The following is a 25,496-nucleotide window of genomic DNA, read 5'->3' on the forward strand; positions in this document are numbered from 1 at the left end:
GTGCTGCTAAAACCAGCACCCTCTATTATTCATCGAGCAGAAGGGGATTCCAATGAAATTAGTGTAGGAACATCACTTTTTGGATTGAAATAAACGAATAACATATGTGGTTCCCGTTCAATTTTCCCACTGCTTAAATATTGATCGATATTAAATGTAACAGGCTCTAATATCGTATGTTTGAATAAATCCTTTTCTTCAAGTTCAAGACCGCCAAGACGTGACGGATTTTCAATGATTTCCTGATAGAACTGAGACCTTTCAGTTTTTGAAAGGACAGGCTCCCACCATGGTTTTCTTGGTTTATATTTATGCTTTGCCAGATAATCGTATTTCATCAAATCATTCACGATTTCCTTATCCATAATTCCATACGTTTGGAGAAATTCATCAAGTCGTTTAAACAAGTCCTCTAATTGATGTCCAATCTTTGACCAGCCCTGTGATTCCCAATAGCCTCCAAACTCTTGGAAAAAATCAAACGGTGACGGAAAAACGGTGCCGACAAGATATTCAATTGTATGGTCCATCCGATGATCATTCCAGTATTTCTCAAGTACATCTTCGACTTGCTTGATCCGGATGATGTCATCAAACGAAAGGACACGATTGCCAAGGATTTCATATGGTGAATGATCACTATAAATATATTCATATTCTTCGGCCTGGATTCGCAACCCGGTGCCGCGCAGCATTTTTAAAAAGCCCAGCTGCAATTCTTCCGGACGAAAGGCAAACACATCATTAAAGGTTTTTCGAAATGAATCATAATCCTCTTCAGGCAAACCGGCAATTAAATCAAGATGCTGATCGATTTTTCCACCTTCCTTGACTAGGGTAACCGTTCTTGCCAACTTAGCAAAATTTTGTTTCCTTTTAACAAGTTCATTTGTATAGTCATTTGTTGACTGGACACCAATTTCAAAACGGAACAGATTAGGAGGAGCTTCTTTATTTAAAAACTCAATTACCTCCGGGCGCATAATATCGGCCGTAATTTCAAATTGAAACACGGTACCAGGTACATGCTCATCAATTAAAAAGCGAAACATATCCATGGCATAGCTTCGGCTGATATTGAAGGTACGGTCAACAAATTTTATGGTTTTCGCTCCATTCTTCAGTAAATAACGGATGTCTTCTTTTATTTGTTCGCGATCAAAATAACGTACTCCGACTTCAATCGAAGATAAACAAAATTGGCAGCTAAATGGGCAGCCGCGGCTTGTTTCAATATAGGTGATCCGTTTACCGAGGTGGGGGAGATCTTCCTCAAATCTGTATGGTGACGGAAGTTCACGTAAATCAATCTTATGTAACGGATGGTTGATATGTACTTGTTCCTGCAAACGGTAGGCGATACCAGGGACCGCTTCAAATCGTTTCTCATTCATTAGTTCACCGAGCAATGTCTTAAAGGTCTCTTCTCCTTCACCGATAATAATGAAATCAAATTCCGGTACATTTTTCATCCATTCTTGAACATCATAGGACACTTCAGGTCCGCCGGTCATGATTACAATGGAGGGATCTATTTTTTTAATCATCTTGATTACTTTAATGGTTTCTTCTATGTTCCAAATATAGCAGCTAAATCCGATGACATGAGGTTTTTTTCGAATAAGATCCGTTACAATATTCATGATTGGATCTTTTATTGTATATTCTGCTAGTTCCACTTCATACTCTGGATGTGCATAGGCCTTTAAATAACGAATCGCTAAATTCGTATGGATGTACTTTGCATTTAACGTAGCACAAATAATATTCATTCCATTTTAACTCCTTCGGTAATTCTATAATCTGTATGACCATTGTATCTGAAAATCAGCAAAAAACGAAATTTTTCTGGAAGTCCGTACACAATATAGCCAACAATCCAAAGCCAAAAAAAGCTCATCCGAAAAATCGGAAGAGCTTTTTTACTTTTTTCGTCTCTTAGTGGTGATTCAAGCGTTTATTTTTATAAAACCTCATAATCCACCAAAGCTTTAGCAGCATTTCTTTTGTTTTTGACACTTTTAATTCTATGAGCGGCTGGGCAAACGATGTAATGGTTTTACTAGAAAGAATCAAGGTTAATAACAACGAAATGCATGCAAGTAATAGAAAGCTTTCAATATCTGAAAAATAATCTTTGACATCGCTCACGCGGAATAACCGGATGAAAAATCCGTGTAATAAATATACATAAAGGGAATTTCTACCAAAGTTGGTGAAAAAGTAACGTTTATTAGGCACGAGCGCGAAAAAACTTGCCATCATGATCAAACATAACCCATAAACACAAAGCCGGATAAACATAGCGGTAATCGAATCAACGCCCATTTCTGCATATGGTTTTGATCCTAATAACCATTCATAATCCAAGTTCGGAAAAAGGTAAAAACCTGTAAAGATCATAAGAAAAACCATGCAGGCCGTAATTTTAAATTTAACATGTAACAATTGATAGAAATGTTCCTTTTTCAAATAGTAGCCTAGTAAAAACAACGGGAAAAACACAAAAGTTCGTGACAGGCTCAAATAATTGGAAATCGAATCGGCAAATCCAATCAATAGAGCAATGAGCAACGTAACTGTTAACGAATACTTCCAATGAAACCTAGCAAATCCATACAGCATAACATTCCAGAAAAATAAACTGATTAAAAACCACAGTGACCAGTGTGGATCAAGCGGATTAATTGTTAACTCTGGTTCTTGATAAAGATAATAGTAAAATAAAGAATAAATCGTTTGAAAAACAAGATAAGGCAAGATCAACTTTTTTGCAATTTTGATCACATAGCCTTTTTTTCTAAATCCTTTCGCAAAGAATCCGGATACTAGGATAAATGCCGGCATATGGAAGGTATAAATCACTTTATATAATGAATAAATGATCTCGTTTTCATGGATGAATGTTCTAAGCAGATGGCCAAATACAACAAACACAATCAAAATAAACTTGGCATTATCAAAATAAAATTCACGCTGTTTCATAAAGTCTATCAATCCCCCATTTAGGTAATTCAAATTGAATTTTTTTACCCTCATCCATAATAGACCAAATGACAAAAAAATATAATCCCTAAGGTAAGACTAAACAAATTTTCTCATACAGTGGCGAAAAAAACTATCAAAACAGCTATTTGTAACAAATTTATAAACTCCACTAAAAAACTGTCATATAATAATAATTTCCATGTTATACAATAATGGAATTGTAGTAAGCTTTCCTGTTGTTAATATTTTATAAAAATTTTTAAGCTGTTACACATTATTATTTTTGAATAATGCTTGATATTTGTCACAGCTAATGAAGAAGAAATTGAAAGAAGCTGGCAAATTCTTAAGGCAAAACACGAAAACCCACTTTTATGATGCTAAATAAGAAAAAAGTCGAGATTCAAGTGTACTTGTACACTGTTTCTCGACTTTTTTTAGATGGATTGCGATAAGTGGGGGAATTCTTTTTAGGTTATGAGGTAACTGCTATTCTTGACCATAACAACATATATTTTAGATTTCTTTTTCTTTTAATTTCACCTCTTTGCCGACGGTTTTTGCGAAAAGAAGATTGATATTGATATATGAGTTGATCTAATTCTTGGCTGCATTTAATGGTATCATTATTTGTTAGACCTTTTTCTTGAGCTAAATCTATCATCTTTTCTCTTTTCTTTTGAATTTCAGCCAATATGGTCTTTTTCTTGTCTTGCAACGAACTTCCTCCTGCCCGAACAAATTCTCTTTTTTAGTTATGGATAAACTACCCTTGTTGAATTATTACAATAATTTTCAATATTGTAAATAGAATCGCAATATTAGACATTTTTTTCAAAGAAAAAAAGTTTCGACATAGATAAAGGAATACGTAATGATATGAAGTTCATTTTTGTGCTTGTGATAAACATTACTACAATGATAAATCATATGGATTATATTTTTATTACATAGTAAAAAAAGAAATTTCGACAATGAAAGGGGATTACATCATGGAAGGATGCATGAGTTCATTAATGGGGAATGGGCCGGTTGAGTTTAGCAAAGGCTTTGAAAAGTTATTGGAAGAGCATGCCAGTCTTAGGGAGCAATTAGATGAACTTCTTAAAACAGTTCAAATACTTGATAAAAAAACAGAAAAAGAAGCAATATTTGCTCAATTAATTCAAAGAGTCAGTGCCTTTTCTCAAGAGCTTGAAGCACATTCAGAAAAAGAAGAGACCGTTCTTTTTCCAATGCTTGAGACTTATATCGGAAAAAGCGGAGGGCAGATTGCTGTAATGGAATATGAGCATGAGCAGGCAAAGGGTTTGATTCAATCCTTTTTATCAAAAGCAGCTGATGGTGTCTCCGACAATGAAATGGTAACTCTTTCAAAGCCTGTTATTGAGGTTTATTCATTATTAATGTCTCATTTTATGAAAGAAGAAAATGTGTTATTTCCAATGGGAAAAAGATTTTTCAGTGAAAGTGAAAAAGAAGAACTATTTGTTAAAGTAGCGAAGTAACCTTGTTATAAACAGAAAAAAGCCGAAGAGAATGTTGACAATTTCTTCGGCTTTTTTCTGTTTATGCGTTTTCGTCACGTTCCATATGGGGGTATTCTTCTTTCACCGGAAGGGATATGGTTACTGTAGTACCTCTATTTATTTTGCTATCGATTGTGATTGTGCCGCCGAATGAATCAATGATTCTTTTGCAGACAACCAGACCAAGGCCGGTACCGGTTTCTTTTGATGTATAGAAGGGTTTGAATAACTTTTTCATATCTCTCGGAGAAATACCGATTCCGGTATCTGAAATCAAAAGATGGCATTCGTTGGAAAAAAGTTTTAGATTAATCGTTAATTTTCCATCTGATTTCATTGACTCAATAGCATTTTTGCATATATTTAACATAACCTGTTTCATTTGGTCCTTTGAACAATGAACGAAGATCGGATCTTCAGGTTCAATAAATAAGCATTCATGATGATTCCGCATCGCTTCAAATTGAATGAGCGGTCTTAATTCTGATACGATTTCGTTTATATTGAAGAAATCGGTCTTTATGACGGATGGTTTTCCGAGAATCAAAAACTCACTTACGATTTGATTAATCCGATTTATTTCTTGATCAATAACAGTAAAATACGATTGATCCTTTTCTGATGTATATTTTTCACCTAATAATTGAACAAGACCCTTTATGCCTGTTAGAGGATTACGAATCTCATGTGCCATGCTTGCAGCGAATGTTCCTACTAATTCCAGCTTATGAAGGTCATTTGCTTTTTTTTGCTGTGCTGCATGTCTTCTCTGCAGAAAATAATAGGTTAATAGATAAACAATATGACATAAAATTAAAATGATTAAGGAGAAATTAATTATTTTCCAGTGTAGCTGCTTGTAGTCGGCAGCCTGGAGCTTCACATGAATTTCCCATGGAATTCTTTCAATTGGCAGGATAAAGTATTTATTTTCCTTCTTATTCTTATTACCATTAACATGCAAAATGGTTTTTCCAGCGGAATTTGTAATGAAAAATTGATCTTCAGGGGTTAACATTTCAGTTATATTTTGAATGTATCCCACTTTTAAGAAGGCGACAATAATAAACATGAGCTCTTGATTCTCATCTAGAACAGGTTTGGCAATTCCGACGACCTCCTGTCCGTTTGTTAACTTTTCACTTTGATCCGAAATAATCGTATCTTTAGTGTGAATGACTTCTTGAATATAACTCTGAGTCGATAGATTATCTTCCTTTAAAAGTAAAGTATTTCCGGCTAACGCAGTTCCTTTTGAATCTAATAAATAAATCCCGCCATAACGAGGGTCCGCCTGATTCGTTTTGTATAGGATTGCTTCCATTTGCTGGGGCATATCTTGTATCGAAGCGGCAGTTACTGAGAGCATATCCATGATTGTAACGGCCTCGCTGATTAACGTATTCCAGTGCTTTTCATGAATTTCTGCAACCCATTTTGCATGCTGGATTCTAGCCGTTTCATCATTTTTTATTGCGTCTTTTGCATAAAAATAGGTTGTACAAATGATCGGCAAGATCACAATCATTATGTATAATAATGTTAGAATCATTTTTTTTTTCATATGCTGTAGGCTCCAAATGTTGATTCTTAAATATTATATCAAAATATTAATTAAGTATCGATACAGAATTAAAAGTTACATTTTACCTAATATACTTTTAGGAAAAATTGACATAGAATATAGATTTTTTTATAATTAAAATTTAAAGGGTTGTTTATATATGTTATTAACTCTACACCATTACTATTATTATAATAAAAGGATTGGTTAAGCTATGGGGACTGAAAATGATCAATCATTAAAATTATTTATTGTTCTTTCGCGGGCATACCGGGCAGTGAACGAACACGTAAATAAACGAATTCAACGTTATGGATTGAATCCAACGGAATTTGCCGTATTAGAATTGCTTTATCATAAAGGAGATCAGCCGTTGCAGCAAATCGGCGGTAAAATACTACTGGCAAGTGGAAGTATGACTTACGTAATTGATAAACTGGAGAAAAAGGAATATATTGTCCGGGTGGCTTGTGCAGAGGATAGAAGGGTTACGTTTGCTCGTATTACGGAACGAGGAAAAAAACTAATTGAACAGGTGTTTCCTTCCCATCGAAATGAAATCGAACGAATTATGTCAGTACTTACCAGTGAAGAGCAGGAAACGGCCATAAACTTAATGAAAAAAATTGGACTGTCACTTAAAGAGTATTAATGAATGGAAGTTCGTAGTCAAATGAAAAGCATAGGCATACAAGAAAGGAGTCACGAATCTGTGACTCCTTTCTTGTTAATTATTATTTTTCCTTAATGATAATTTGTTCATCTAGAAGAACAGCTTCAAGCTCTACTTTTGATTGACTATGATCGATAATATAGTCGGCTAGTTTATCTTCTAATGTTTCTTGAATGATTCGTCGTAAAGGACGTGCACCAAAGGTTTTATTATAGCCAAGTTCAACAAGTTTTTCTTTCACCGCTGTTGATACAGTTAGTGAAAATTGTTGTTCCTTTAAGTTTTCATTCAATTCTCCAAGCATGAGGTCAATAATTTGCAGCAGATGGTTTTTTTCTAATGATTTGAATTCAATAATACTATCAAATCGGTTTAAAAATTCCGGTTTAAAGTAATTGCCTAGTGATTGCAGAATATTAGATTCTTTTATTGCATTATTTTTATCAAATCCAACTTCAATTTTTCTATCACCTACACCGGCATTACTTGTCATAATGATGACAGATTCTTTGAAGCTTACTGTTCTGCCTTGGCTGTCTGTTAGACGGCCGTCTTCAAGTATTTGCAGAAACATATGAAGTACATCAGGGTGTGCCTTTTCAATTTCATCCAGCAAGATGATTGAATATGGATTACGGCGTATTTTTTCAGTTAACTGTCCTGCTTCTTCATGACCAACATAGCCTGGAGGTGATCCAATAATTTTTGAAACACTATGTTTTTCCATATACTCACTCATATCAAGTCTGATCATGGCGTCTTTTGTTCCAAATAATTCTTCAGCTAATGTTTTTGCCAGTTCGGTTTTTCCGACACCAGTAGGTCCGACAAATAGGAATGATCCGATTGGACGGTGTTTTGATTTTAAACCAGCGCGGCTGCGTCTTATGGCTTTTGCGACTTTTTTAACAGCTTCCTCTTGACCGATGACTTTTCTAGCGAGATTCTGTTGTAATTCTTTTATTCTTACCTGCTCATCAGCATGTAATTTTCCAACTGGTATGCCAGTTTTCTTTTCAACGATTTCTTGAATATGCTGAACATCTACGATTGGACGTTCCTCGTCACCAGATGTGTTCAAAGCCTTTTCTAATTGTTTTTCTTCTTCACGAAGCTTAGCTGCTTTTTCATATTCTTCTGCTTTTAGCACAGCTTCTTTTTCACCTGCAATTTCCTTTAATCGTTTTTCAATTTCCACTGTAGAAGTGTAGCTTGAAGATAGGTTCATTTTTGAACCCGCTTCATCAAGTAAGTCAATGGCTTTATCAGGTAAAAAGCGATCTTGGATATAGCGATGTGACAGGTTAACACATGCCTCCAAGGCCTCTTTTGTATAGGTTACGTTATGGAAGGCCTCATATTTAGGTTGTAGACCTGTTAAAATTTCGATCGCTGCTGCAACAGTTGGTTCAGCTACTTGTACGGGCTGGAACCGGCGTTCTAGGGCAGCATCTTTTTCGATTTGCCGATATTCCTTTAAGGTTGTGGCACCGACAACCTGCAGTTCCCCACGGGCAAGAGCAGGTTTTAAGATATTTCCTGCGTCCATTGAGCCTTCTGCTGAACCGGCTCCCACAAGCAGATGAATCTCGTCTATAAATAGAATAATATTTTTGCGTTTTTGTAAATCACTGATTAATTGCTTCATTCGTTCTTCAAATTGGCCGCGTATGCCTGTATTAGCTACAAGTGAAGCAACATCTAATAAATAAACTTGTTTGTTTTTTAATTTAGCAGGAACAGACCCTTCCTCGATCTTCAAGGCAAGACCTTCAGCAATAGCTGTTTTCCCTACTCCTGGCTCACCAATTAATACCGGGTTATTTTTATTTCGGCGGTTTAGAATCTCAATCACTCTGTTAATTTCTTCATCACGGCCAATAACAGGATCTATTAAGCCTGCTTTTGCCATCTGGTTTAAATTACGGCCGAATTGATCGAGAAAGCCTTCTTTTAAAGATGTAGGTTGATTTTGAAAGATTTGATTATCGTGTGCTGATTGCTGCTGCATTTTATGAAATAGTTCCTCGATTGGAAGTTCATTAAAACTATTGAATGGGCCAAAGTTTGGTCCGAAATTTGCTGCTAACTTTTGTTTTTTGGCATCATAGCAAGTCTGGCAGAGATGTATCTGCTTTTCCTTTCCGTTCAATACAAGTCTCATATTGATATTTGCGTTACGTTCTTCGCAATTTTGACAAAGCATAAACATTCTCCTTTCAATCTTTGGTTTTGACTTTGACTATCTTTGACCTTTCGGTACTTTGATTATACTCTGACCTTTTTTGACTTTCAAGTGGTTTGCCAAAAAAAGTGTTGATTTTTGTCAATCCAATATTAGGAATTTGTTATGAATGGAGCCTGCCAACTAGCATCAGGTCCACATGCTTTTTTATAAAAGCTCGTCATAGTTTGTCCTTTCCATCATATAGTGAAGGAAGGGAGGGAGGCATTTGAAAACAAATTGGGGTGCCGCTGTCCAAATTGCTGCTGTTTATGTTGGAACGGTAGTAGGAGCGGGCTTTGCAACGGGAAGAGAAATTGTTGAGTTTTTCTCCAGATTTGGTTTTATCGGATTAATTGGAATGTGTATGTCCGGTTATATCCTTATCTTTTTAGGCTCTAAATTAATGGTCATTTCTGCTCGGATTAATGCGGTTTCCTATGAAGAATTTAATGAATATTTGTTTGGTAAGTCGATAGCGAAAGTCATTAATTTATTATTATTGCTCATGCTGCTGGGCGTATGTGCCGTAATGCTCTCAGGGGCTGGTGCCGTATTTGAAGAACAGCTTGGATTATCAAAGACACTTGGTGTTGCGATTACGATTATTTTATCCATTATCGTCATGACCGTAGGAATCAAAGGTTTATTTGCGGTAAATACGTTTGTTGTACCCATGATGATTTTATTCAGTTTCATTTTAATGATATTTTCATTACAGATTCCTAATTTTATGGAACAACTTTTATATATTCCATATGTAAAGGATGGCTGGTCAGCGGTTGCTTCGCCATTTTTATATACAGCTTTAAATTTATCACTTGCCCAAGCAGTACTCGTCCCAGTAGCGGCGGAAGTAAAAGATGAACGTACCATTAAATGGGGAGGAATACTTGGCGGTGCTGCCTTAACAGCAATCCTAATCGCTGGCCACTTTACATTGATCATGCTGCCGAATTTCTCTTCTTATGAAATCCCTATGGCCATTATAATGAAAAACTTAATTCCGAGTTTACATTGGATATTTGTCTTGATTATTTATGGGGAAATCTTTACGTCAGTAATTGGAAATGTTTTCGGCTTAGAAAAACAATTGAAGCAATATATGCCGTTTCCGAAAATGGTCATTGTTGCGGGAATTTTTTTTGTGTCATACTTGTTGAGCCTAATTGAATATAGCCGCCTTCTTTCCTATTTATATCCTTTGTTTGGCTACGTCAGTTTATTGTTTATCATCTTATTGTGGATGAAGCCTGATCATGATCAGGAAAAAGAATGAGGGTGTCAATGGGACACCCTCAAAATCATCAATTTTTGTTTAATCTGCTGCCTTTCCAACTTGAATGGTTTTTGCCATTTTTAGCAGTGCATCGCGGTGGTCTGATTGTTCCGTTGTAAATAAGGTCAATTTAACGATAGCTTCCTTTTGTTCAATTAAATAGGCTGTTACCATTTTTCCATCGTTTGCTGCTTCAAGAACTGTTGCGTTCTTTAGAATATCATCAGCTGGAGGAGTAATAGTTTTAACCTCTTTATTGACCACTTTAAGCTGTGCTAATGTATTTTCTTTTAAAGCATTAAGATCAGTGTCGAGCGGTAATAGTTCAATCCTCATAAACACATGGTCATCCTCTTTTAGAAAAAGCGAGTCTTTATTAGGCTCCTCAGCGGTTAATTCATAGGAGGGCAGGATGTAAATGGAGTAATCTTGGTTATCGCTTTTTGTTAATACAGCTGTTTCCTCTTTTGTTACTCCATTTAATGTATAGGACAGTGTTTGATTCCCCGGAAGCTGATCCTCTGTTTCAATCTCATATTGCTTTGATTCTTCCTGTTTTAGGTTTTGCGTATCTTTTTCTTCTGCAGGGTCGGATTGGCTGGTAATTTCATTTTTGCTTTCTGAACCAGTACTTGTCCCACATGCAGATAATAAAAGGGCGAGAAATCCTATTATGATGAAATGACCTAATCGATGCATATGTATGTTCCTCCCTAAATATGTAGATATTTCATTAACGGAATGGATAAAGGATAAATATTAAAATATCAAAGGTTAAATGAGATACGACCACTAATGAAAGACTTTTTTTCCACGCATAAAGTGCTCCCCAAAATATGCCGGCAAAAAGTGCAGCTAAAATATGGATAAAAATACCTGAATAGATCTGAACAGAAGCGTATAATACAGAAGCTAACAGGATGCTGTATTTAACACTCATAAATTTTGACAGTCTTTTTTGCATAAATCCGCGCCAAAATAGCTCTTCCCCTGGAACAATAAAGAGTAAGAGAACGATATAGTGCCAAATTTGTTTCGGAGCAAAGCTTGAATAGAGTCGTGAAATTTCTTGTTTAAATGGTAAATGAAAAAACTGAATAAAGAAGTTTCCTGTCCAAAAAAGGGCAAAGAGAATCAGTCCAGTGAGAATTCCATATAGGGTATATGAAAAAAAAGCTGCCTCTTGGTCAGATTTTTCATTCAGGATTGAAAAACTCATTAAGATTAACATTGTTGCAGTAAACATATACCAAAATATGGCTTTGTCTTGAAATGTTATATACATAAAAAAGTGGGCGATGATTAAACCGAATAAGATGCGGTAATCAATAGTAAATTTTCTCACTTCAAAGCTCCTTTCTTTTTAACATCCATTATTTTACCAAAAATAATGATGGGTGGGTAGAAAAGGGAAGGAAAGAGTCCTTCTTTCTATCCAAATAGTTTTTTTGATAAAAATGATTTGAAAAGCGAAAGATAATTGTAACAACAGCGAATAAAACGTTGTTGGAAAATGAAAAAAGGGGAGTTTTAAATGACAAGGGCAAAGCGGGAGAAAGAAAGAGCATGGACAGTACGAAAGCAAGATCAAAATCCTCATGGTAAAGTAAAATCATTTAAAGAGCTTGCAAATAAAGGGAAGGAATCTTAAACGATTCTGCAGTGTATAAACAGCTAAGGAACTAATTCATCCCCCAGCTAGGATAGGATAGCTATACTCTTAGCTGGAGGAAAATCGGACAGAAGATAAATGAAAATGTTTTCATTTTAATGTAAAAAAAATTTAATACACCTTAGCCAATTGATTCTTTAACAATCTTATAATTTTTATGATTTACGACTGTTCTTGCATCTAATTCTAAATTTCGAAAGTTTTTCATATAAGTTAAGTCAACAATTACGGAATTTTCATTTACCTTTTCAACGATTCCTTGTAATCCCTCTCTGAATTCAATGACATTGCCAACCTCTGCAATTCTCAAATCGCAATCTCTCCTTCATTTGCAAATTTACTACCTATTTTGCCTTACTTTTCATTATTCGTAAAGGATTTTTATTCCTATTTCATTGATTTTATCTAAATAAATTTCTATGATAATTAATGTTTGACATTACTAGTTAATTTTTTAAATTAAAATTTGGAGTGAATTTGATGAATGCTGAAGAGGTTACACGTATTTTAACTGAATTACAAAACGGAGAGCTTCAGGAGTATTTGGTTAAAAAGGAAGATTTTCTTGATTTTCGACAGGTTCTTGTGAAACGGGAGGACTTTAAACATTTTCGTGGTATTGCCCAAAGAGGCGGTGATGTTTTATATCAATATTTACAAGAAGCTAGAAGCTAATATTCTTGATTGCCATAGAATGGCATTAAATGCAGTAAAGATAAGAAGCTAGCAGCTCATGAAGAAAAATGTAAACGGTTTAAAAATTGAAAATTAGAACATGTATTAAAAAGCTTTATCGGCCATGTTGAACATGCTATCCTACTGAAGGAGATGTTCAGTATCGTACGTTCATGTCAAAGTAGGGAATACATAATTTTACATGAGTAAAATCAATCTGGTGAATAACACTAAATTAAGAGATTTACTAGTATTTTTGCTCTGTAGCGGGAAGAAATATTAAAATCCTTTACTATTCAAAAAATAGTACCATTACCATTCGCCTGACATCTTAAATTTTCTTTTAAGAAGGAGTTTGATTTTATATGCTTGAAAAACAATTTAAAGTGACTGCTGAAACGGGGATTCACGCACGTCCAGCTACTATGCTGGTGCAGACTGCGAGTAGATTTGATTCGGAAATTCATCTTGAATATAAAGGGAAAAAGGTCAATTTAAAATCGATTATGGGTGTTATGTCCTTAGGAATTGGTAAAGGGGCAGACATCACCATCACTGTGGATGGCAAAGACGAGGAAGCAGCTTTAAACTCGATAGTTGAAACTTTACATAAAGAGGAGTTGGCAGAATAATGAGTAGTTTAAAAGGCATTGCTGCTTCAAGCGGGATCGCAATTGCGAAAGCATATCGTTTAGTTGAACCGGATCTTTCATTTGAAAAGAAAGTGATCACTGACGATGTTCAAGAAATCAAACGTTTGCAGGATGCAATTGCCACATCGAAGACAGAACTTGAGGCTATTCGTGAAAAAGCAAATGCGGAACTTGGGGCAGATAAAGCGGCCATTTTTGAAGCACATTTGTTGATTGCAAATGATCCGGAATTAATCACGCCGATTGAAGATAAAATTAAATCGGAAAAAGTAAACGCTGAGCATGCCTTAAAAGAAGTTACGGATATGTTTATTACCATGTTCGAACAAATGGATAATGAATATATGAAGGAAAGAGCAGCAGATATTCGTGACGTTAGAAAACGAATGCTTTCTCACCTGCTGGGTGTAAAGATTGTTAATCCGAGCATGATTTCAGAAGAAGCTATTATTGTCGCAGAAGATTTAACTCCATCCGATACAGCGCAGCTTAACCGTAAATATGTTAAAGCATTCACGACTAATATTGGCGGGCGCACTTCACACTCTGCTATTATGGCTCGTTCCATGGAAATTCCAGCAGTTGTAGGAACAAAAACGGCAACAAAGGACATTCATAATGGCGATATGATCATTGTGGATGGTCTAAAAGGTGAGGTCCATATTAATCCTAGTGCAGATGTGATTGAACAATATAAACAAGAGCAGATTCGTTACGAAGAGCAAAAAGCAGAATGGGCAAAGCTATTACACGAAAATACAGTTTCAGCTGATGGCGAACATGTAGAATTGGCTGCAAATATCGGAACACCAAATGATCTTGAGGGTGTTATTAATAATGGCGGTGAAGGAATTGGTTTATACCGAACCGAGTTCCTTTACATGGGTAGAAATGAGCTGCCATCAGAGGAAGAGCAATTTGAATCTTATAAGACTGTACTTGAAGGAATGCAGGGAAAACCAGTTGTCGTTCGAACACTTGATATTGGCGGCGATAAGGAACTGCCATACCTTGATTTACCAAAGGAAATGAATCCATTCCTTGGATTCCGTGCGATTCGTCTTTGTCTAGAAGAACAAGATCTTTTCAGAACGCAGCTGCGTGCCTTATTAAGGGCAAGCACCTTTGGAAATTTAAAAATTATGTTCCCAATGATTGCCAATCTTGATGAATTTAGGGCTGCAAAATCGATTCTAGAAGAAGAAAAGCAAAAGCTTACTAATGAAGGTGTAACAGTATCAGATAACATTGAGCTTGGTATTATGGTAGAAATTCCTTCTACAGCTGTAATGGCAGACCAATTTGCAAAAGAAGTGGATTTCTTCAGTATTGGAACGAATGATTTAATCCAATACACAATGGCTGCAGACAGAATGAATGAACGAGTTTCGTACTTATATCAGCCATACAGTCCGGCTATTTTAAGATTAGTTAAAATGGTGATTGACGCTGCACATAAAGAAGGGAAATGGGCCGGTATGTGCGGTGAAATGGCGGGCGATGAAACAGCCATTCCATTATTACTTGGTTTAGGTCTTGATGAGTTTTCAATGAGTGCAACATCCATTCTAAAAGCACGTTCACAGATTCTTCGCCTTTCCAAGCAAGAAATGGAAGACCTTGCCCAAAAGGCTTTACAAATGAGCACAACAAATGAAGTAATTGAGGCAGTGAAAGCGGCTGTCGAAAAATAATACTTTTATTCTGTATAGTTGAAAAATATTTTTTAACAACATCTAACCGACTGGGCATCTCAGTCGGTTCTTTTGTCTTGAAAATGGTATGATAAAAATAGAAATATATTGGTTGAAAAGGAGAGATCAATAATGCTTACACCAGAAAATACAAGGATAGGCTTCATTGGAACTGGCGTGATGGGAAAAAGTATGGCTGGACATCTTTTAGACTCAGGTTATCCAGTGATCGTTTACAACCGAACAAAGGAAAAAGCAGAGGAACTATTAGAAAAAGGAGCCGCCTGGGCTGAATCACCAAAAGAAATTGCAGAAAAGGCAAACGTCATTTTTACGATAGTAGGATATCCGCAAGATGTAGAGCGCGTTTACTTAGGTGAAGAAGGAATTGTGACAAATGGAAGACCCGATACATATGTGATTGATATGACCACCTCGACCCCTACATTGGCAGAAAAAATTTATCATGTGGCAAAAGAAAAGGGGATACATGCTGTAGATGCTCCTGTTTCCGGAGGGGATGTCGGTGCAAAGGAAGCAAGGCTATCGATCATGGTCGGCGGCGATAAAGAAGTATATGAAACATTAGAGCCGCTTTTCAAACTTCTTGGTAAAAATATTGTTTATCAAGGGAAGGCGGGGGCCGGGCAGCATACAAAAATGTGTAATCAAATTGCGATTGCATCAAATATGATTGGGGTCTGTGAGGCGATTGTTTATGCAGAAAAAGCAGGACTTGACCCGGAGAAGGTGCTAACAAGCATTACATCCGGCGCGGCAGGAAGCTGGTCTTTATCTAATCTGGCTCCTAGGATGATCAAAGGAAATTTCGAACCAGGGTTTTTTATCAAGCATTTTATTAAAGATATGACAATAGCACTCGAAGAGGCCGAAGCAATGGGAATGGAGACACCTGGGCTTGATTTGGCTAAACGAATGTATGATTCGCTTGCGCAAAATGGAGAGGAAAACAGCGGTACCCAAGCACTATATAAATATTGGCAGCAGTAGCATTGCATAAAGGAAAGCCTGTGAATCAAAACTAACCTTGTATGATACAAGGAGGTTTTATAAAATGGCAAAGAAAAATAAAAAGAATGATCCGCAGCAAAAAAACAAAAAGGGTTTTGATTCAGCAGTAATAAATCAAGAGTTTGCCCATGAATTCGGCAGTACAGATACAAATAAGATTCATAAAGATAAAGCAAAGAAGGAAAAGGCTTCAAAAAATGCTGGCAAATATAAAGGCGGTTTGTAGGTGAAACAAACGGCTTCATAGGTTGAATAAAGGGAAAAAAGTGCAAGCATTACGCCTGCACTTTTTTTACATAAGCTTCAATTCTGTTTAAACCTTCTTCCAATGTCTCCATTGAACAAGCAAAAGACAATCTGAAGTATCCCTCTCCGTAGTTTGAAAAGGCACTGCCTGGTACAACGGCTACTCTTTCCTCTTTTACTAAGTTAAGGCAGAAGTCAAATGAAGAAACATTATTGACTGGTAATTTAACGAAAAAATAAAAAGCGCCGTCAGGTTTTTGAACATCTAGACCCATATTGATTAAGCGGTTATACACATAATTTCTCCGCTCCAAATAGGCCTCTTTCATCGGAAGGGCATCATTTATTCCTTCTGTTAAAGCCTCTAACGCCGCCATTTGTGAAATAGAAGTGGCACATGTAACATTATATTGATGAACCTTTAGAATATGCTTAGCGATTGTTTCCGGCGCAAATAAAAGGCCGATTCTCCATCCTGTCATCGCGTGTGACTTTGATAATCCGTTTATGACAATCGTTTTATCCCGTAGAAAAGAAGCAATCGATACATGCTCTTGGTCATATACAAGTTCACTGTATATTTCATCTGCTAAAATAAAAATATCTTTTTCAGCAAGCAGTTCAGCAATACTCATTAATTCTTCCTTGCTTAAACTAACCCCGGTAGGATTAGAAGGATATGGCAGGACAATGCATCTTGTCCGATCGGATATGTATGATTCAATGACTTCTCTTGTAAAGCGAAATCCGTTCTCTCGAATATCAGCATAAACAGGCGTTGCACCACAAAGCTTAATAATTGGTTCGTAGCCTGGGTATACGGGTCCCGGCAGGATGACTTCAGATTCTTCGTCCAATATCGTACGAAACGCAATATCAATCGCTTCACTTGCACCAACAGTGACAATGACTTCAGAGCCTGCACTGTATTCCAGGTCGTATTTTGATTTCATATACTGCGAAGCAGCTTTACGAAGTTTGATGTCTCCTGCATTATGAGTATACGATGTGAAATCGCCATCAATTGCTTTTTTTCCTGCCACCTTCACATGTAATGGTGTTGGAAAATCAGGCTGACCAATTGTTAAGGATATCATTCCTTCGGTTCCGGCTACCATATTAAAGAATTTTCGAATCCCGGAAATTTCTATTTCTTTTACTTTACGATTAATTAAATGCTCCACAAGTTCAACCTCCTAAAGATAAATTTATTGTAACGTAATTATTTCATATATTAAATAGCCTGCGAAATAATGTTAGTTATTGAATTTTATTTAAAATCATCAATCGAAATAAAAAGAATTTACTGAACTAATGGTATAATTTAATGGAATAAATCATAACAAACTTCAAGGGGGGGTAATGGGATGGAGACAACCAATGAAGTGTATTCTTATGAAGAAAAAAAGGAGTATGGGGGCTTTTGGATCCGTGTTGCTGCTTATCTGATTGATTCGATCATCATAGGCATTCCGTTGAGCATTATTTCGATTCTTATTTTACTAGTCTTTTTTGGAACTTCTGATATCACGTATTTGATCATGGCAGATCCAACATATATGGAATCAGGTATGACTGATGAGGAAGCAATGTCTTTTTTAGCCACTTATTTTGGTTCAATCATTGTAACTTCTATTGTTAGTGTCATCATAGCAGTTGCTTATTTTGCCGGTCTTCATGCTTCGAAATGGCAAGCAACCATTGGAAAAAAAGCCGTAGGCCTAAAGGTTACAGATCTAAATGGAAACCGCATTTCATTTTGGCGTGGTTTAGGAAGATATTTGGCCATGTCCTTTCTTTCAGGCATCCTGTTTATCGGTTACATTATGGTAGGTTTGACTGAGAAAAAACAAGGCCTGCATGATTTAATTGCCGGAACAGTTGTCTTAAAAAAATAAAATATAATAGGTTTGCAAAAGATACATCTGATACTTGATCAGATGTATTTTTTTGTAACGAAATGTATTAAAAATTATCCAAATATAACTTGTTATCATGTTATATTTAAGGTAATAGATTGAATAAATTGCGATAGGTAGGTTACAGCTATGGAAAATAATAAAGGGATTTTGCTCGAAAGTGGAACAAATGAACTAGAAATTGTAGAATTTGGTATCGGTCCAAATAAATTTGGGATTAACGTCATAAAGGTAAGAGAAATCATTAATCCAGTATCTGTCACGAAAGTTCCCCATGCACATAACCATGTTCAAGGGATTATTGAACTGCGCGGAGAGGTTTTGCCAGTTGTAGATGTGGCAAAAGCAATCGGATTTCCTCCATCGGAAACACCGGAAAAGGACAAATTTATTGTAACCGAATTTAACAAGCAAAAAATTGTGTTTCATGTTCACAGTGTATCTCAAATACATCGTATTTCTTGGAATCAAATTGAAAAGCCATCTGAAATGTATCAAGGGTCTGAAAGCCAAATTATCGGTGTAATAAAGCTAAACGGAGAGATGATCCTGCTTTTAGACTTTGAAAAAATTGTCGTTGAAATTAATCCAAATACAGGGATTAATGTTGAAAGACTTAAAAAGCTTGGTGATCGTGAACGTTCCAATAAGCATTTAGTTGTTGCTGAAGATTCGCCGCTTTTACGAAAGCTGATCCAAGATACATTAGAGGAAGCGGGCTATCATAATCTTGAGTTTTTTGAAAACGGCAAGGATGCATTTACCTATCTTGAAACGATTGCAAAAAGCGGGAAGGTAGTTGAAAGGGAGGTTCAGCTTGTTATCACCGATATTGAAATGCCGCAAATGGATGGCCACCATTTAACGAAAAAGGTGAAGGAACATTGTGATTTGTCAAAACTTCCTGTTATCATTTTCTCATCGCTTATAACAGATGACCTGAGGCATAAAGGACAAATCGTCGGAGCAGATGCACAAGTCAGTAAGCCGGAAATAGCTGAACTCGTACAATTAATCGATCAATTTGCCTTATAATCAGAAACCAGAAGATACTAAGAAAAGAAGGGACTGCTCATAAGTGAAGTCCCTTCTTTTCTTAGTGAATTTTTAAGTTATAAGGAGACAAACCTTGCATAACCAATGTATGCATAGAAGTGGAAGAATTAAAAGTAGCTTTCTCCAAGCTTCTTAAATATCGGTTTGTTATATTTCTTTCTTGCAGGCAACGACTTATTTTCATTTTCTTTAAGACCAGTATAAGTGCAAAGAATTTTTTTGGCTTGGGTTAAAGAAAGTGAAGCTTTTGGATTTCGCACCTGTTTGTCCAACTTGCCCAGATGTGGGAGTTCAGTAAAATCACTCTTTGAAGGCGGGAGGTGAAACGTATAGTTTTCACAAGCAATTAATACATCTGACTGCTGCTGGCTGTATTTTGGATTATTTGAAAAATGCAGACCGACCTTTTTTGCTTTACCTTCCTTTATCAGCTTGTGTAGCGCTGTGTATTTAAGTTTATATAAAAATTTTGGGTTTGGGGCAGTTTTTGCATGACGATTTATAATGAAGATCGCTTGTGCGAGGGTTTTAATTGTTGGATTCAGTTGAGGTTCTGTTGGGTAATCCCTATTTGTGGACAATGTGATGTCTCCTTTCCGTATATTGAGGGTATAGCCTTGTTCATAAATGTAGTTTATCATATTGTCAAGGAAAATAAAATTTATTTATTGTAGTTTATTATAACCCTTTTAGCAATAAAAGAAAATAAATTCTCAAAAAATTTGCTTAGTTAAATGAAAGATGGAGACAGATCCTACGTGCTCGTTACTGAATGATCACACGGGTGCCATTAGGAACCTGTTTGGCTAGATCTAGGATATCGTGATTATGCATACGAACACAGCCATGGGAAACAGCCTTTCCAATGGAGGAGGGGTCATTTGTTCCGTAGATGCCGTAACCTGCTTTTGAAAGGGAAAGCCACATGACTCCGAAAGGTCCGCCGGGATTTGGCTGGCGGTTCACAACAACAAATGATCCGCTAGGTGTTCTTGTCAGCATTTTTCCTATCGCAATCGGGTATGTTCTGAGCAGTCTATTGTTTAAGAAAAGCTGTAAGGTTCTGTTCTGTTTTGAAATGACAATTCGATAGGGAATTTGATTTGGATTTGGTAAGCCTGGGATTTGGATGGATTGACCAATAGAGATGGTGCTATTTTGATTCTTAATAAGGGGATTCGCTCTTAACAGTTCTCTAATGGAGACTCGATAGTCTCTTGAGATCGAAGATAAGGTTTCGCCTTGTTTAACAATATGAATCATTTATACCCCTCCTTAACCTTTGATTATGGTTATTCTTATGAATGTGGGGAGCATAAGTTACTTTTTTCTTTTAAAATGATGATTTTTATGTTTATCATACTATTGAAGTAACAAACAATGGTCTTTTGAAGGTTCGGTAACATTTAGTACATAACAGGAAGGAGAATGGGGATGACGGAAAAAAAATGGGCCGTAATCGATATTGGCTCTAATACAATACGGCTTGTTATTTATGCAAAAAGTCATAGCGGCAGTTATAAGGAAGCAGAAAATATAAAAACAGTCGCGAGATTAAATCAGTATCTAAATCAAGAAAATGAATTGCGTACAGAAGGAATTACTCTTTTGATTGAAATCTTGCAAGGTTTTAAAGAAATCCTTGCCTTTCATAAAATTACAAATATTCATTGTGTAGCGACAGCAACTGTCAGACAATCAAAAAATCAAGGAGAAATCCGAGCGCTTGTGAAAGAACAAACGGGTTTTGATATGAATATATTATCAGAAAAAGAGGAGGCATTTTTTGGTTACTATGCTGTCTCAAATTCCACTCCAATTGATACCGGTATTACCGTTGATATGGGGGGAGGTAGTACAGAAATTACCTATTTTGAAAACAGAAAATTAATTCATTTCCACAGTTTTCCGTTTGGGGTTGTCTCTTTAAAAAAGCAATTTATTAAAAGTGATCCTGTTACAGTTCAGGAAAGAAAAAGACTGGCTGAATTTATCCAGGCTTCTTTTGAACAGCTTCCATGGTTAAGGAATTTACAGGTTCCGGTTATTGCCATTGGCGGGAGTGCAAGGAATATTGCTCAAATTGATCAAACCTTTAAAAAATACCCGCTTGCAGGGATCCATCAATATGTCATGAGTTTTTCCGACCTGCAAAAAATACAAATGTATCTAGGACAGCTTACGATTGAACAATTGGAAAAGGTAGAAGGTCTTTCAAAGGATCGTGCCGATATTATCATACCTGCATTAGAAGTATTCGTTGGACTTTGTGAATTTAGCCAATCTTATTCTTTTATGTTCAGTAAAAAAGGTTTAAGAGATGGGATTTCTATGAAAACAAATATGACTGATGAAGCACTTTTGACCACCGATCAAATCATCAATGATAGTGTGGCAGAATTATTAATTGATTATGGCGTTGACAGGGGCCATGCAAGTCACCGTGCAAAGCTTGCTGAGACATTATTTGAAGAAATAGGCACCTATTATCCATGCGAGAATAAAAAAACGTTAAGCAAATTTGTAAAAAAAGGGGCAGGACTTTATTATCTTGGACAGTATATTGATGACGATTCCAGCAGCCAGCATACCTTTTATTTATTAGCCAATCAATCCATTAATGGCCTTTTACACAAAGACCGCTTGAAACTGGCATATATCGCTTCGTTTAAAAATAAAACATTATTAAAACAGTATTTTGCTCCGTTTTCCGATTGGTTTACGAAAAAGGAAATGGAGGATATCCGCATGGCTGGAGCAGTTGTAAAGCTGGCTACGGCACTCGATGCATCGAAAAGAGGAATCGTGACAAAAATTCATTTTGAAAAAACCACAGCCGATACATTTCAATTGTTGATTTTTTGTAAAGGGAATCCTTTTGTGGAACAATATGAAACGGAAAAACATATTCGTCAGTTAGAAAAGGTTCTCCATAAAGCAATACAATTGAAATTTATTCAGAGTGAATGAGCATTGATAAGCTATTTCGCTCGGGCGTAACAAACCGCATTTACAATAATGTAACAATAAAAATACATATTTTTGATATTCTATATATGTCGAATATTGTAAAAAAAGGTGTGGGTTAATTGGATTATAGTCGTTTTAGTCATCCATCAAATTATAATAACCGGGAAATCAGCTGGCTTGCTTTTAACGAGCGGGTTCTGCAGGAAGTTTTAGATAAACGCAATCCATTATTAGAAAGAATTAAATTTTCGGCTATATTCAGCTCCAATTTGGATGAGTTTTTTATGGTTCGTGTTGCAGGCTTAAAGGACCAAGTCAAAGTGGGGTTTATGAAACCTGAGAATAAAGCTGGGATGACACCAAAGGAGCAGCTGGAAAAAATATCAGAAAGAGCGCATTATCTTGTTAAACTTCAGGATGAAACTTTTCAACAACAAATTCTTTTCGAATTAAAAGCAGAAAATATTCATTTATTAAAGGTTGATGAATTGACCGCAGCTCAAAAAAAATACCTTGAACTGTATTTTAATGAACAAATCTTCCCTGTATTAACACCAATGGCGGTTGATGCATATCGCCCATTTCCCATGCTATTAAACAAAAGTATCAATATTGCAGTTTCTATAGAGATGGAAAACAGTACTGAAAATCAGCTCAAACAGCAGCTTGCGATTGTACAAGTTCCATCTTTATTAGAGCGCTTTATTGAAGTGCCATTTATTGACGGCACGACTTGTTTTGTCCTGCTTGAAGATATTATTTGTTATTTTATTTCCAAGCTATTCAATGGTTATAGAATCTTGTCCGTTACGCAATTTAGAATAACCAGGAACGCCGATTTGGAAATACACGAGGAAGGGGCCAGAGACCTTCTCCAGGTTATTGAAAAAGAACTAAAAAAACGAAAATGGGGAGCTGCTGTCCGTCTTGAAGTAAAGGAAAAAGAGTTAGATCGACAAATTTTAGCTTATTTACTTGATGAACTAGAAATTGAAGAGGACGATGTCTATTATATATCAGGTCCATTGGACAAAACCTTCTTGTTTTCTTTTTATAAAGTATTTGCTTTCAGAAGAAATGATCTCACTTATGAGCCCTTCATTCCGGTACCATCTTTAGAAATCGACGCGAATAAAGATATGTTTCAAAATGCTTTAGATCATGATATGCTCCTGCACCATCCATATGAATCGTTTCAGCCGATTCTTGATTTTGTATCAGGAGCAGCTGATGACCCGGATGTTCTTGCCATAAAGCAGACGTTATATCGAGTGAGCGGAGATTCTCCCGTCATTGAAGCGTTAAAGCGCGCTGCCGAAAATGGAAAGCAAGTCACTGTTTTAGTTGAATTAAAAGCAAGATTTGATGAAGAAAATAATGTCCAATGGGCGAAGGAGCTGGAGAAGGCAGGATGTCATGTTATTTATGGTATGACACACCTTAAAACACATAGTAAAATCACCTTAGTTGTGAGAAGAAAGAATGGTATGATCGAGCGGTTTGTTCATCTTGGTACTGGGAATTATAATGATCAAACCGCGAAAGTTTATACGGATTTTGGTTACATTACCACAAATCGAAAATTCGGTATTGATGCAACTAATTTCTTTAATTATTTAAGCGGGTATACACAAAAACCGGTTTACCATCATCTTGTTGTTGCACCACATGATATTAGAGGAGAATTTATTCTATTAATTGATCAGGAAATCGAATACCATAAACAATTTAATAATGGGCATATTATCGCGAAAATGAATTCTCTTACGGATAAAAAAATCATCATGAAACTGTATGAGGCATCGTTTGCAGGCGTTAAGATTGAACTAATTATCCGGGGAATCTGCTGTCTGAAGCCGGGAATTGAAAACGTTAGTGAGAATATTCGTGTAATAAGTATTGTTGGAAGATTTTTAGAGCATAGCAGAATTTACTTCTTCAATCATAATGGAGAAGAAAAAATCTATTTATCATCTGCTGATATGATGACAAGGAATATGGAAAAACGAGTTGAGATCTTGTTTCCTATTTTTGAAGACAAATTAAAGAAAAAATTAAAGCATTTACTTTCACTTCAACTGTCGGATAATCTAAAAGCACGGGAACAGGACAGCGAAGGTGTTTATCACTATATTCAAAAAGGAGAAAATGAACCTAATATTGACAGTCAGGCAATTCTAATAGAAAGTTCCAAATTTATTATTGAAGAGGTTGAAGAATAACTTTTCGAGGAGAATTCTAGTTAGCTATATGAGAATCAAAAAGAGCAGCACATACACGGGCTGCTCTTTTAAATTGGATTTTTCCAGCAAATGTAATTAATTTGCTTGTTTCAGTGTAAATAATGTGAGTTCAGGTTTTGATAAAAAACGGAAAGGCAGTCTGGTCGTTCCCAGGCCTCTATTCACATATAAAGTTAACGGGGTTTGTGCATGGCCGAGTTCATAAAAACCCTCGTAGTAAAGCTCACTGTATGGAGGAGTAATCAATGCGCCGATAAAAGGAATTTTAACTTGTCCACCGTGACTGTGTCCGCTTAGCTGTAAATGAATTCCTTTATCTATTGCTAATTCTGCGATATCAGGTTCATGTGCAAGGAGAATTTTGTATGTGTCAGGGGGTAAATTTACCGTAGCATTTGCCAAATCAGGCTTTCCAAGCATTGCATCATCAAGCCCAATCAAATGAATTCGGCTGTCATCAAGTAATTTAATTTCTTGAGCAGCATTTTGTAACAAAATAAACCCGCTTTTGTCCATAATATTTTTATAAATATCTGTTCCATAACCGCCATGATCATGATTTCCATAAATAGCAAATTTCCCAAAAGGTGCATTGATTTTTGATAGGCTAGGAATAATTTGATCACTATTTGGATACTTATTAGGTTCGTCCATTAAATCACCAGTGAAAAATACCATATCAGGCTGCAACCGATTAATACGGTCAACTAATTTATCGAGTTGCTTGATTGTATATTGAAAACCAAGATGTGTATCACTAAATTGAACGATTTTAAAGTTATTAAAGCTTTTCGGGATGAGGGAATGTTTGATTGTATAGCGGTTGATATCAAGCAATCGAGGCTCTATTTCTCTAGCATAGTAATAACCGCCTGCACCTGTTGCAAATAAGGTTAAGAGGGACCCTATCGTTTTCTTAATAAACTTTCTTCGTGACATTTTTTTTGACATATTGTTATCCAACCTATCATTGAAAGTACCTTATTATATACTATCAAACGATCTTTACTATTAGAAGCCATTTGCGAAAATATATGACTTTTTTCTAATGTTTGTCATTCGAAAATATGTTTTTATTT

Annotated in this window: 25 protein-coding genes; 13 read left to right on the plus strand and 12 right to left on the minus strand. The window is 36.0% G+C overall.

The annotated features are described in order from the left end of the window. Positions 1-29: 29 nt before the first annotated feature. The 3 genes from R4Z09_RS08350 to R4Z09_RS08360 form a co-directional block, all read right to left on the minus strand. A complete protein-coding gene (locus R4Z09_RS08350) occupies positions 30-1,772 on the minus strand; it encodes a B12-binding domain-containing radical SAM protein (protein WP_338451865.1) in 1,743 nt (580 codons plus the stop codon). Positions 1,773-1,938: 166 nt separating this feature from the next. Continuing rightward, on the minus strand, positions 1,939-2,985 hold the full coding sequence (locus R4Z09_RS08355) for an acyltransferase family protein (RefSeq protein ID WP_338451866.1): 1,047 nt from the start codon (positions 2,983-2,985) through the stop codon (positions 1,939-1,941). A 478-nt stretch (positions 2,986-3,463) separates the two neighbouring features. Further along, entirely contained in the window at positions 3,464-3,706 is a 243-nt protein-coding gene (locus tag R4Z09_RS08360) for an aspartyl-phosphate phosphatase Spo0E family protein (protein WP_338451867.1), read from the minus strand. A 274-nt stretch (positions 3,707-3,980) separates the two neighbouring features. Between R4Z09_RS08360 and R4Z09_RS08365 the strand changes: the two genes are divergently transcribed. After that, complete coding sequence (locus tag R4Z09_RS08365) at positions 3,981-4,496, plus strand: hemerythrin domain-containing protein (protein WP_338451868.1); 516 nt, start codon at positions 3,981-3,983, stop codon at positions 4,494-4,496. Between the two features lie 61 nt (positions 4,497-4,557). Here the strand turns inward: R4Z09_RS08365 and R4Z09_RS08370 are convergent, their stop codons facing one another. Beyond that, complete coding sequence (locus tag R4Z09_RS08370; protein ID WP_338451869.1) at positions 4,558-6,081, minus strand: ATP-binding protein; 1,524 nt, start codon at positions 6,079-6,081, stop codon at positions 4,558-4,560. 214 nt (positions 6,082-6,295) lie between these two features. On the opposite strand from R4Z09_RS08370, the gene R4Z09_RS08375 reads away from it, so the two are divergent. Continuing rightward, the gene (locus tag R4Z09_RS08375) at positions 6,296-6,733 is read left to right on the plus strand and encodes a MarR family transcriptional regulator (RefSeq protein WP_338451870.1); all 438 of its coding nucleotides are present in this window, start codon (positions 6,296-6,298) and stop codon (positions 6,731-6,733) included. A gap of 82 nt (positions 6,734-6,815) precedes the next feature. Here R4Z09_RS08375 and R4Z09_RS08380 read toward each other — a convergent pair whose 3' ends face one another. Further along, on the minus strand, positions 6,816-8,960 hold the full coding sequence (locus tag R4Z09_RS08380) for an ATP-dependent Clp protease ATP-binding subunit (RefSeq protein ID WP_338451871.1): 2,145 nt from the start codon (positions 8,958-8,960) through the stop codon (positions 6,816-6,818). 247 nt (positions 8,961-9,207) lie between these two features. On the opposite strand from R4Z09_RS08380, the gene R4Z09_RS08385 reads away from it, so the two are divergent. Then, complete coding sequence (locus tag R4Z09_RS08385) at positions 9,208-10,257, plus strand: hypothetical protein (RefSeq protein ID WP_338451872.1); 1,050 nt, start codon at positions 9,208-9,210, stop codon at positions 10,255-10,257. A gap of 39 nt (positions 10,258-10,296) precedes the next feature. On the opposite strand, the gene R4Z09_RS08390 is transcribed toward R4Z09_RS08385, so the two are convergent. Next, complete coding sequence (locus R4Z09_RS08390; RefSeq protein WP_338451873.1) at positions 10,297-10,956, minus strand: hypothetical protein; 660 nt, start codon at positions 10,954-10,956, stop codon at positions 10,297-10,299. A gap of 34 nt (positions 10,957-10,990) precedes the next feature. After that, positions 10,991-11,602 (minus strand): type II CAAX endopeptidase family protein, encoded by a 612-nt coding sequence (locus R4Z09_RS08395; protein WP_338451874.1) that lies wholly within the window; start codon positions 11,600-11,602, stop codon positions 10,991-10,993. Between the two features lie 189 nt (positions 11,603-11,791). On the opposite strand from R4Z09_RS08395, the gene R4Z09_RS08400 reads away from it, so the two are divergent. Further along, entirely contained in the window at positions 11,792-11,908 is a 117-nt protein-coding gene (locus tag R4Z09_RS08400) for a DUF6254 family protein (protein WP_338451875.1), read from the plus strand. A 142-nt stretch (positions 11,909-12,050) separates the two neighbouring features. Here R4Z09_RS08400 and R4Z09_RS08405 read toward each other — a convergent pair whose 3' ends face one another. Beyond that, a complete protein-coding gene (locus R4Z09_RS08405; RefSeq protein ID WP_338451876.1) occupies positions 12,051-12,239 on the minus strand; it encodes a YkvS family protein in 189 nt (62 codons plus the stop codon). A gap of 170 nt (positions 12,240-12,409) precedes the next feature. Here R4Z09_RS08405 and R4Z09_RS08410 point away from each other — a divergent pair, with 170 nt between their 5' ends. The 5 genes from R4Z09_RS08410 to R4Z09_RS08430 all read left to right on the plus strand — a co-directional run bounded on the left by R4Z09_RS08410 (position 12,410) and on the right by R4Z09_RS08430 (position 16,209). Beyond that, entirely contained in the window at positions 12,410-12,604 is a 195-nt protein-coding gene (locus tag R4Z09_RS08410) for a hypothetical protein (protein WP_338451877.1), read from the plus strand. A 365-nt stretch (positions 12,605-12,969) separates the two neighbouring features. Beyond that, a complete protein-coding gene (locus R4Z09_RS08415; protein WP_338451878.1) occupies positions 12,970-13,236 on the plus strand; it encodes a phosphocarrier protein HPr in 267 nt (88 codons plus the stop codon). After that, positions 13,236-14,951, plus strand: a complete 1,716-nt coding sequence (ptsP, locus tag R4Z09_RS08420; protein WP_338451879.1) for a phosphoenolpyruvate--protein phosphotransferase — start codon at positions 13,236-13,238, stop codon at positions 14,949-14,951. The genes R4Z09_RS08415 and ptsP overlap by 1 nt, the downstream gene beginning before the upstream one ends. A gap of 108 nt (positions 14,952-15,059) precedes the next feature. Beyond that, on the plus strand, positions 15,060-15,962 hold the full coding sequence (locus tag R4Z09_RS08425; protein ID WP_338451880.1) for an NAD(P)-dependent oxidoreductase: 903 nt from the start codon (positions 15,060-15,062) through the stop codon (positions 15,960-15,962). Positions 15,963-16,026: 64 nt separating this feature from the next. Further along, positions 16,027-16,209, plus strand: a complete 183-nt coding sequence (locus R4Z09_RS08430; RefSeq protein ID WP_150439701.1) for a hypothetical protein — start codon at positions 16,027-16,029, stop codon at positions 16,207-16,209. Between the two features lie 49 nt (positions 16,210-16,258). On the opposite strand, the gene R4Z09_RS08435 is transcribed toward R4Z09_RS08430, so the two are convergent. After that, positions 16,259-17,413, minus strand: a complete 1,155-nt coding sequence (locus R4Z09_RS08435; protein WP_338451881.1) for an aminotransferase A — start codon at positions 17,411-17,413, stop codon at positions 16,259-16,261. A gap of 183 nt (positions 17,414-17,596) precedes the next feature. On the opposite strand from R4Z09_RS08435, the gene R4Z09_RS08440 reads away from it, so the two are divergent. Both R4Z09_RS08440 and R4Z09_RS08445 read left to right on the plus strand, forming a co-directional pair. Continuing rightward, positions 17,597-18,127 (plus strand): RDD family protein, encoded by a 531-nt coding sequence (locus R4Z09_RS08440; RefSeq protein ID WP_338451882.1) that lies wholly within the window; start codon positions 17,597-17,599, stop codon positions 18,125-18,127. 150 nt (positions 18,128-18,277) lie between these two features. After that, positions 18,278-19,183 carry a chemotaxis protein gene (locus tag R4Z09_RS08445; protein ID WP_338451883.1) on the plus strand — a complete coding sequence of 302 codons (906 nt, stop codon included), beginning with the start codon at positions 18,278-18,280 and terminating at the stop codon, positions 19,181-19,183. Positions 19,184-19,311: 128 nt separating this feature from the next. Here the strand turns inward: R4Z09_RS08445 and R4Z09_RS08450 are convergent, their stop codons facing one another. Together R4Z09_RS08450 and R4Z09_RS08455 are read right to left on the minus strand one after the other, a co-directional pair. Further along, positions 19,312-19,785 (minus strand): YkyB family protein, encoded by a 474-nt coding sequence (locus R4Z09_RS08450; RefSeq protein ID WP_338451884.1) that lies wholly within the window; start codon positions 19,783-19,785, stop codon positions 19,312-19,314. A gap of 184 nt (positions 19,786-19,969) precedes the next feature. Beyond that, positions 19,970-20,467 carry a L,D-transpeptidase family protein gene (locus tag R4Z09_RS08455; protein WP_338451885.1) on the minus strand — a complete coding sequence of 166 codons (498 nt, stop codon included), beginning with the start codon at positions 20,465-20,467 and terminating at the stop codon, positions 19,970-19,972. Positions 20,468-20,638: 171 nt separating this feature from the next. Between R4Z09_RS08455 and R4Z09_RS08460 the strand changes: the two genes are divergently transcribed. Next, a complete protein-coding gene (locus R4Z09_RS08460; RefSeq protein WP_338451886.1) occupies positions 20,639-22,174 on the plus strand; it encodes a Ppx/GppA family phosphatase in 1,536 nt (511 codons plus the stop codon). A 119-nt stretch (positions 22,175-22,293) separates the two neighbouring features. Then, positions 22,294-24,396: an RNA degradosome polyphosphate kinase gene (locus R4Z09_RS08465; protein ID WP_338451887.1), complete on the plus strand. Its 2,103-nt coding sequence runs from the start codon at positions 22,294-22,296 to the stop codon at positions 24,394-24,396. A 96-nt stretch (positions 24,397-24,492) separates the two neighbouring features. Here R4Z09_RS08465 and R4Z09_RS08470 read toward each other — a convergent pair whose 3' ends face one another. Next, positions 24,493-25,368, minus strand: a complete 876-nt coding sequence (locus R4Z09_RS08470) for a metallophosphoesterase (RefSeq protein WP_338451888.1) — start codon at positions 25,366-25,368, stop codon at positions 24,493-24,495. Between the last annotated feature and the right edge of the window lie 128 nt (positions 25,369-25,496).

It is taken from the genome of Niallia oryzisoli (assembly GCF_036670025.1).
In the GTDB taxonomy this organism is placed as follows: Bacteria; Bacillota; Bacilli; order Bacillales; family Cytobacillaceae; genus Bacillus_BD; species Bacillus_BD oryzisoli.